This window comes from Planktosalinus sp. (assembly GCF_059864935.1).
In genome coordinates this window covers 1-8998 of record NZ_JCBCCK010000077.1, presented here as the reverse complement: position 1 = coordinate 8998, position 8998 = coordinate 1, and the positions used below count along the sequence as shown (strand labels likewise).

The window sequence follows — 8998 nt, the reverse complement described above, 5'->3', positions numbered from 1 at the left end:
CAATGGTCTCGATGAATACTTCGTATTTCTTGAACGGTAGTGTCTACATTTACATTGTCATCTTGGCTATCATCTCCATTAATACGGATACTTTCTTTTAAAATAAGTTCAATACCTTTTTCGCCTATGCGATGACGAAAGTGAACCAGTTCGCTAGCCTCACAAGGTGCTCCCGATACAAAGGAGGCCTCACCACAGAAATATTGGTAGTAGATATTCTCACTCCATTGTTCCACAACACCCTCATCAGATACATTGCGGATATGCTTTAGCATTAACAACCCAACCATTAGCCTAATGGGCTTTCCTGGCCTGCCTTTGTTTTGACTGTAAAAGGGCAAAAAAGCATCTTCAAATACCTGCCAATGAACTCTATTGGCCAAAATATACAAAGGATGTTTTTGATTTAAGGTATCTTCAAAATTAAAAAACAAACTACTTTGATTGATTGGTTTTTGATGTGGTTTCATTTAAAAAATATGCAAGATTTACAAAGTAAATATACAAAAACTTGCATCTTTAACCAAGAAAAAATTAACTTTATATATTGAATATCAATACTTTAAAACGTTTTTAAGGGTTGGCTAACTAAATCAAAATACACAATGTGCTGTTAAATAGCTTAAAGTGCATTGTGAATTTTTAAATCCTTTAAACTTTGTGGTTAAATGCATTTTAGGCAGTCTTCTATTTGTATTTTAATTTTGCCATAGTTCCTGTTACCTGTAATTCAATTTCCCTTCCCAAAACAAGTGCTATATTATTTTCCATATGTCCAGAAGGGAAATCAAAACACACCGGGAAATTATATCCTGCCACTGTTTCATTGATTATTTCCTTAGCGGTTTTCCCGTAAGGGTTATCGGTTTTAAAACCAAAGGCTTCTGTGTTGTCCCTCATATCACTCATTCCTCCAACAATCAACCCGGCAAGTTGCTCAAAATAACCGTTGCGCTTCAGGTTTTGCAGCATTCGGTCGATGTGATAAAGATATTCATCGAGGTCTTCTATAAATAGTATTTTTCCTTTAGTATCAATCACTGAAGGACTTCCGCAAAGCGAATACAAAACAGAAAGATTACCCCCTGTTAATTGCCCTTTAGCTGTGCCTTCTCTGTGAAAAGTATTTTGATGTTCATATTTTATACTTTGTAACTTGCCAAAAAGTGCATTTCTAAGCGAAATTCTTGTCAGCCCCGATTTTTTTCTAATCTCTTTTGACATTTCAGCGTGTATGGTTTCATAACCCAAATTGTGAATATGACTATGCAAAACTGTAACATCACTGTAACCCACGATCCATTTAGGATACTTTTTAAAAATTGTAAAATCGAGTTGGTCGATAATTCTCACAGTGCCATACCCGCCGCGGGCACACCAAATAGCTTTGATATCCAGATTATCAAGCATCATTTGAAAATCTGAAATGCGCAAGGCATCACTACCGGCAAACTGATTCTCGGCTACACCAATGGTTTTTCCCACCACAGCTTTCAGTCCCCAGGATTTCAAAAGGGCGATTGCGGGCTCAATTTCTTCCAAAGAAATTTTTCGTGCCGTTGAAACAATGGCCACCTGATCGCCTTTTTTGAGATTTCCCGGTTTATTCATTTCCTAAGTGATATATGATTTGGCCCACCGTCAAATCCAACTCTTTCAGTTCAGCTTCAGTGGGGTTGATAATGCCATCCCCATAAAATTTTGGTTTGGGCTCTTTTGCCGGTTTCAAATAAACCTGCAATTTACTATTTTCCAATTTCCCACCGTTCCAGTCAACTGCCCCGCTGTAATCCCATCCAAAACCATATACCTTTACGGGTTTGCCGTTGCGCGCTACCAATTCTTCATAAGTGGTGCCAATCGTAATCGCTTTTTCAGACTTCCAGTCTCCTTCATTTGAAAAATAAACCTGATACAGCTTACTCCTTTCAGGCGAGTCCCAAATTAAATAAATTTCATTTTTGGTGTCGGGATACAGTATTGTGTAAGCACGTTCAACTGTTCCTTCATCAAACATTCCCACTCCTTCTTTTGATTTAGCATCCGGGTAGTTTTTAAGCAGTGCTTCCGGCGAATGTGTTTTGGCAATTTTCTCAACTACAAAGTTTTTTGGATTTGTTTTTTCAGCCATAACAGTAGCCTCGGCGGTACTTTTGGTTCCTTTACAGGAAAATAAAATACAAAGCAAAGCTATAAAGATGAATTTTTTCATATGTTGGTTGTTTCAGATAAAATTAGACATAAATACCCGTTCCCAAATTCCCTTTTGCAATAAATTAACGGTAAATATCTTTGCGTTGCTTACATTTGTAGCACTAAAAATAAACCTTTCATGACAACACCAAAACGCTATACCATCACTGCAGCATTGCCATATACTAACGGGCCAATTCACATTGGCCATCTGGCAGGGGTTTATGTTCCGGCCGATATTTATGCCCGTTATTTGCGAATGAAAGGTGAAGATGTAGCCTACATCTGCGGAAGCGATGAACACGGTGTGGCTATCCCGATGAAAGCCAAAAAAGAAGGAATCACTCCTCAGGAGGTCATCGATAAATACCACAACATCATCAAACAATCGTTTGAAGATTTCGGGATTTCATTTGATAACTATTCGCGCACTTCGGCAAAGATTCATCATGAAACGGCTTCTGAATTTTTTAAGAAATTATATAATGACGGAAAATTCATTGAAGAAGTTACCGAACAATTGTACGATCCCGAAGCAGACCAATTTTTAGCAGACCGGTTTGTCACCGGAACCTGCCCAAAATGCAGTCACGATGAAGCCTATGGCGACCAGTGTGAAAAATGCGGCACCTCCCTCAACGCAACCGATTTAATCAATCCGAAATCCACCATAAGCGGAGCTGTTCCGGTAATGAAAAAAACCAAACACTGGTTTTTACCTTTAGAAAATTATGAGAGCTTCCTAAAAGAATGGATACTTGTTAACCACAAAAAAGACTGGAAACCCAATGTATACGGACAGGTTAAATCCTGGATTGACGATGGTTTGCGCCCAAGAGCTGTGACACGTGACTTAGATTGGGGCATCCCCGTTCCCGTAGAAGGAGCCGAAGGAAAAGTGTTGTATGTCTGGTTTGATGCACCCATTGGGTATATTTCGTCAACCAAAGAATGGGCCGCCCGAGAAGGAAAAGACTGGGAACCTTACTGGAAAAGTGACGACACCAAACTGGTACATTTCATCGGCAAAGACAACATCGTGTTTCACTGTGTTATTTTCCCGGCCATGCTCAAGGCGGAAGGAAGCTACATCCTACCCGACAATGTACCCGCCAACGAATTCCTAAACCTGGAAGGCAACAAGCTTTCTACTTCCAAAAACTGGGCGGTATGGCTGCACGAATATCTGGAAGATTTCCCGGAACAACAGGATGTATTGCGTTACACATTGACGGCAACGGCCCCGGAGACTAAAGACAACGACTTTACCTGGAAAGATTTTCAAGCGAGGAACAACAATGAGTTGGTGGCTATCTTCGGAAATTTCATCAACCGTGTTGCGGTATTGACACATAAATATTATGATGGTCACGTACCCCAACCTTCCGAATTAAAAGAGATAGATACTCAAACCCTGAATGAAATGAAAGCCTATCCGGATGTTATTGGTAGTTCCATTGAGCGTTACCGTTTCCGTGAAGCGCAAGGTGAACTGATGAACCTCGCGCGCTTGGGCAACAAATACCTCGCCGATGAAGAGCCCTGGAAAACCATCAAAACAGATGAAGAGCGCACCAAAACCGTGATGTATGTCGCCCTGCAAATTGCAGCTGCACTTGCTGTTTTAAGCGAACCCTTTTTGCCGTTTACATCAAAAAAATTAAAGAAAATTCTAAATCTGAATCCTACTCTTAGTTGGAACGATATTTCTTCTCCCCCTTCGGGGGAGATGCCGATAGGCAGAGGGGGACAAATCGGCCAAGCCGATTTGCTTTTCTCCAAAATAGAAGACGACCAAATCCAGCAGCAATTAGACAAGCTTGAGGCCACTAAAGCCTCCAATAAAAGCGAAAAACAAACTGAAAAAAAACCGAAACTCATGCCACAAAAAGAAACCATAAATTTTGAAGATTTCACCAAACTCGATATGCGCGTTGGCACCATCATTGAAGCTGAAAAAATGCCCAAAGCTGATAAGTTATTGATTTTAAAAGTAGATACCGGACTCGATGTGCGCACCGTGGTTTCAGGAATCGCAGAAAGTTTTACCCCTGAAGAAATCATTGGAAAACAAGTCACAATTCTCATTAATCTGGCCCCCAGAAAACTGCGTGGTGTGGAAAGTCAGGGAATGATTCTTATGACCGAAAATTCAGATGGCAAACTCATTTTTCTCAACCCCGACGTTGAAGGTGTGGGTAATGGAATGACGATAAATTAAAAATCTGCAAATTAGCAAATTCTGCGGGCTATTTTTTCTCCCGTTGATGATACAGATTAGTGCTGTCTGTTTATTTTTGATAAAAAAATCCCCGCAATTTGCGGGGATATATTCTAAAGAAGACTATTCAACCGGTTGAGGAACCAGTTTTCATCCTTCTTTTTCGCTTCAGCTTCCACTTGCTCTTTTTCAATTTTTTCTTTTTCAAATTGATGTTGGTTTCTGCGTTTTTTGGCCACACGGGCTATTTCAGCGTCAACAAATTCAATAAAGCCATTGTTCAAAGCAAAGTGAGCGGCTTCCTTAAGGGTTTCTTCAGCTTTTTTAAAGTCTGATGTTGCTTCAAACAAGCAGGCTTGCAGCAACTTTATGGTTGCTTTGTCAACACCTTTCAGGTTTTGGGCAAAGTCAATGACTTTTTGAGCTTCTTCAAAATCCTCGTTGGCCAAAAGTGTCCTGATGTAGTCAGGGTATATGCCAGGCATTTCAAGGTTTGAAACCAAAGCCTTTTCAAAATATGCTTTAGCAGTTTCATAATCCTCTAATTGTTCTGCATAGACTTTTCCCATCAGGCTAAGTGCATTTGCATTTTCCGGTTCATAAGCCAAGGCATAGTTCAAAGCTTCCACGGCTTTTTCAAGTTCCCATGGGTAAGCTTCGATTGCCTTGAATAAATACAGGTTCATTGTTCCCATTACGTTTGTTATTTGGTTGGTAAATAGAAAACCCTTTTTGGCTTTCACTCCCGTAACGGAATGGATGAAGGAAATTCCAACAAAAATCCGAAACGGTTAAGTTTTGCTTCGGATCTTTATCATACTCTAAAAGAGATTTAAATTCCGAAGCGTGTCATACAGCATATCAAAATGCTTCTGACGTTCTGAGGTGTTTAATCGATACCACATAGCTTCTGTTATTTAATTGATAATTTGTTTTTGGCAATCATTAAAATTGCGATGCAAAGATGAGTGAATTTTTTTAATTTCCAAATAATTTTTAAATTTTATTTAATTGATTTTCAGTTATTTGTTTTGATTTAGACCATAGAAATCCTGCCCGGCTTTAGGCCGATTTGCAGTCCACTTAAATTCAAAAACTTAACTTTCAATTGTCATATTTGGTTCCTATCTTTTCACTTTTAAAATTTTTAAAAATTGTATAAAAAAAGCGTCCATTTTGGTGGACGCTTGTTATATAGTGGTTTAAAATTTAAGTTTTAATTGACTTGAAATAACTTAAAACCAAAAACAATACGTCCCTGTAGCGGTAAAACATAGTTTTTCCACATAGCATTTCCATCGGGTGAAAGCGATGTAAAACGAATATGTTGTCTTTGATTTTTCATAGGGGGCAAATATATTGGTTTTTTTATTTCAAACAACATTCATATCTAATTTCGTTCAGATATGGAGCAAAAACATATTGAACCGCTCTCAAAAATTATATTTGATCTTCAAGGTATAAACCCACCCTAATTTTCCAGTAAGGAATCTTTTCTTTTAAATGTTCAAAAATAGGTTTGAGGCTTTTCTCATTGTGTCGCAGTTCCTCTTTGGCTTTCAGGATTACATTAACCTCTTCCTGATTGACAAAATCATAAAGGTTGACCGGTTTTCCCACCTGATGCATTTTTTGCAAATGACCATAAATAGTATCCTCTTTCAGGTTTCTCTCTCTTGCAATTTCAGCAACGGTCATTCCTTTTTCAAAGAGTTCATAGCTTAATTGCTGTGTCGGTATTTTTGATTTTTTTATGGCTTCTTCGTCTTGCTCTTCAATCAAATGGGCTTTAATGGCTTCTAAAAACCGTTGCCCATATTTTTCATTTTTGGCTTCGCCCACACCGCTTACTTGCAGGAATTCTTCTTCAGTTTCCGGTAATAGTTTCTCCATATCTTTTAAGGCGGCGTCACTGAAAACAATGTAAGCCGCCACATTTTCTTCGATGGATATTTCGCGTCGCAGTTGTCTTAACTTTTCAAACAAACCAAAAGATTCTGGTTTTTCCACACGTTCTTTTACGGCCGGTTTTTCTTTGATTTGCAGCGAAGCCAGTTTGACTTTTCGCCCTTCAAAGAGGATTTTTTTAGCTAAAGGAGTTAATAGCAAACGCCCTTTTTCGTGAAAACGAATCTCCAGTATACCCTGATTCACCATTTGAATGATGTATTGCTGTAAATCCAACCATGGAATGTCTTTAGCTGTTCCGTAAGTTTTGATGTTTTGATAGCCTTTGTCATACACCTGGGCATTTTTGGAACCCCGCAACACATCCACGAGCATACCCAAAGGTTCTTTTTCCGAAAGTCGATAGACTGCCGAGCACACCTTTTGCGCCAGCACGGTGCCGTCAATAAATTGAGGTGGGGTCTTGCAATTGTCACAGTTGTTGCAGTCTTCAGAAATGTGTTCGCCAAAATAATTCAACAACGCTATGCGCCGGCAACTCAGGGCTTCGGCAAATTGTTGCATGCGTTCGAGTTTAGCTAACTGAAATTTGCGATTGGGTGACTCCTCAATAAACTGTCTTAGTTTCACCACATCAGCAAAACTGTAAAATAACAGGGTTTGTGCCGGAAGGCTGTCACGCCCACTGCGACCGATTTCCTGATAATAACCTTCAATGTTTTTGGGCATATTGTAGTGAATTACCCAGCGCACATTGCTCTTGTCGATTCCCATACCAAAGGCGATTGTCGCCACGATAATGGGCGTGCGGTCGTTGACAAAATCTACCTGAATGCGGCTGCGCTCCTCAGTGTCCAAACCGGCGTGATAGGCCTGTGCCTGAAAGCCATTTTCAACAAGTTTTTGAGCAAGGGTCTCGGTGCTTTTTCGGCTGAGGCAATATATGATCCCGCTTTCTTCTTTTCTGTTTTTTAAAAACCGAAGGATTTGTGGCAAGCGGTGGGTGCCTGGGCGCACTTCCAGATAGAGGTTTTTCCGATCAAAGGAAGCCAGGTGTTTTTGCGCTTTTGGAATGTGCAACTGCTTGACAATATCGTCCTGAGTGGCCACATCGGCCGTGGCGGTAAATGCGGCTACCGGGATTTTTGGAAAACGTTTTTTGAGTTTTCCGAGTTGGGTATATGCCGGCCGAAAATCGTGTCCCCATGCCGAAATGCAATGGGCCTCATCAATGGCAAAAAGGCCCACATTATTTTCATTGAGATGGGGTAATAGAAAGTTCAGGCTTTCGGGGGCGACGTATAGAAGTTTTATGTTTTGTTCTCTCAGGTTTTGAAGTACCCTGTTTTGGGTATCCACACTTTGCGAACTGTTGTAAAAGGACGCCGGAATCCCATTGGCGTGCAGGGCATCCACCTGATCTTTCATCAGGGAGATGAGTGGTGAAATGACAATGGCCGTTCCGGAAAGCATCAAAGCCGGAAGCTGAAAACAAAGCGATTTCCCGCCACCGGTAGGCATAATCGCCAGTAGGTCTTTTCCGGAAAGGAGGTCATTGATAATAGCTTCCTGATTGGGACGAAAACTGTCAAAGCCAAAGTGTTTTTTTAGAAGGGTGGTTGTGGTGTCTGTTGTAATCATAATGCGAAAACAAGTATTATTACTGGTTGATTATAATTCTCTTAAAAAGTTACAAAGCACTTTAATTTTTTGCGTCTTTGCGACTTAGCGAGAGATTCATAACAGTTTATAAATTATTTACAATTCGTGTAATGCCGGTTTTAATCAAGGGTTCATTAAAGTTTACCAACAGCCTTAATTTCAATCCGGTAATTTTTAGATAAGTTAGTAATTGTTTAGGATGAACCGGAGCAATTTGCTCAACCGATTTAATTTCAACAATTACTTTACCTTCAATGATCAGGTCTGCCCTGAAACCAAGTTCCATTTTGATTTCATTCTAAAAAACAGGAATGGGTCTCTGCCTTTCGACTTTTAAGCCTTGTTCAGTGAGTTCATAAAACAGAATGGTTTCATAAACCGATTCCAAAAGTCCGGGCCCAAGGTGTAGGTGAAGTTTATAGCACACATCTACTATAATTTTTGAAATTTGATTTTCTGACATGGGATAAATTTTAAATGTTTCTCGCTAAGGCGCTAAGGCGCAAAGATTTTTTAGGATTAAACATCAAACTACAAAAACCAAATCCCGAGGAGGTTTCCCTGCCATTTGGAATTTGGATTTTGTAATTTGGAATTTCCCTATTTGGAGAGCATAAGCATTTCGCTACACACCACCTCTGTAATGTACCGCTTGACACCTTCTTTATCCTCATAAGCGCGGGAAGTGAGCCTGCCTTCGATGGCAATTTCCTGTCCTTTGTTGACATACTTTTCAATAATCTCGGCAGTTTTGCCCCAGGCCACGATGTTGTGCCATTCAGTGTTTTCAACTTTTTCACCTTTTGCATTGGTGTAGTTTTCATTGGTGGCCAAAGAAAATTTTGCTAATTTCTTGCCACTTTCAAGATTTACGATTTCAGGATCTTGTCCTAATCTTCCAATCAACTGTACTTTGTTTCTAAGTGCGTTCATAATAATTAAATTTAAATGTTAAACAATTGATACTATCGAGTTCTTATGTTTCGACGATGCAAAGATTATACAGCCACCATA

7 protein-coding genes and 1 pseudogene are annotated in these 8998 nt (G+C 39.7%); 1 reads left to right on the top strand and 7 read right to left on the bottom strand.

Annotation, left to right across the window (positions count from 1 at the left end; all coding sequences use genetic code 11):
- From AC6F75_RS03450 to AC6F75_RS03440, 3 genes are all read right to left on the bottom strand, one after another.
- Nucleotides 1-470, bottom strand: a 470-nt coding sequence (locus AC6F75_RS03450; RefSeq protein WP_500713552.1) for a transposase, incomplete at its 3' end; no start/stop codon positions are given.
- A 217-nt stretch (nucleotides 471-687) separates the two neighbouring features.
- The gene (locus tag AC6F75_RS03445) at nucleotides 688-1611 is read right to left on the bottom strand and encodes an LD-carboxypeptidase (RefSeq protein WP_500713551.1); all 924 of its coding nucleotides are present in this window, start codon (nucleotides 1609-1611) and stop codon (nucleotides 688-690) included.
- Nucleotides 1604-2212 (bottom strand): hypothetical protein, encoded by a 609-nt coding sequence (locus AC6F75_RS03440; RefSeq protein WP_500713550.1) that lies wholly within the window; start codon nucleotides 2210-2212, stop codon nucleotides 1604-1606. The genes AC6F75_RS03445 and AC6F75_RS03440 overlap by 8 nt, the downstream gene beginning before the upstream one ends.
- 120 nt (nucleotides 2213-2332) lie before the next feature.
- Here AC6F75_RS03440 and metG point away from each other — a divergent pair, with 120 nt between their 5' ends.
- Entirely contained in the window at nucleotides 2333-4414 is a 2082-nt protein-coding gene (gene metG / locus AC6F75_RS03435; protein WP_500713549.1) for a methionine--tRNA ligase, read from the top strand.
- A gap of 113 nt (nucleotides 4415-4527) precedes the next feature.
- On the opposite strand, the gene AC6F75_RS03430 is transcribed toward metG, so the two are convergent.
- The 4 genes and pseudogenes from AC6F75_RS03430 to AC6F75_RS03415 form a co-directional block, all read right to left on the bottom strand.
- Nucleotides 4528-5100, bottom strand: coding sequence for a tetratricopeptide repeat protein (locus AC6F75_RS03430; RefSeq protein WP_500713548.1), 573 nt, complete (start codon nucleotides 5098-5100; stop codon nucleotides 4528-4530).
- 754 nt (nucleotides 5101-5854) lie between these two features.
- On the bottom strand, nucleotides 5855-7963 hold the full coding sequence (recQ, locus tag AC6F75_RS03425; protein WP_500713547.1) for a DNA helicase RecQ: 2109 nt from the start codon (nucleotides 7961-7963) through the stop codon (nucleotides 5855-5857).
- 106 nt (nucleotides 7964-8069) lie between these two features.
- A pseudogene (locus AC6F75_RS03420) lies at nucleotides 8070-8447 on the bottom strand (GxxExxY protein).
- 137 nt (nucleotides 8448-8584) lie between these two features.
- Nucleotides 8585-8917: a single-stranded DNA-binding protein gene (locus AC6F75_RS03415; RefSeq protein WP_500713546.1), complete on the bottom strand. Its 333-nt coding sequence runs from the start codon at nucleotides 8915-8917 to the stop codon at nucleotides 8585-8587.
- Between the last annotated feature and the right edge of the window lie 81 nt (nucleotides 8918-8998).

Bases quoted from the DNA above. Each gene is read 5' to 3' on its own strand.
- AC6F75_RS03445 (WP_500713551.1), bottom strand. From the start codon at position 1,611: ATGAATAAACCGGGAAATCTCAAAAAAGGCGATCAGGTGGCCATTGTT.
- AC6F75_RS03440 (WP_500713550.1), bottom strand. From the start codon at position 2,212: ATGAAAAAATTCATCTTTATAGCTTTGCTTTGTATTTTATTTTCCTGT.
- metG (WP_500713549.1), top strand. From the start codon at position 2,333: ATGACAACACCAAAACGCTATACCATCACTGCAGCATTGCCATATACT.
- AC6F75_RS03430 (WP_500713548.1), bottom strand. From the start codon at position 5,100: ATGAACCTGTATTTATTCAAGGCAATCGAAGCTTACCCATGGGAACTT.
- recQ (WP_500713547.1), bottom strand. From the start codon at position 7,963: ATGATTACAACAGACACCACAACCACCCTTCTAAAAAAACACTTTGGC.
- AC6F75_RS03415 (WP_500713546.1), bottom strand. From the start codon at position 8,917: ATGAACGCACTTAGAAACAAAGTACAGTTGATTGGAAGATTAGGACAA.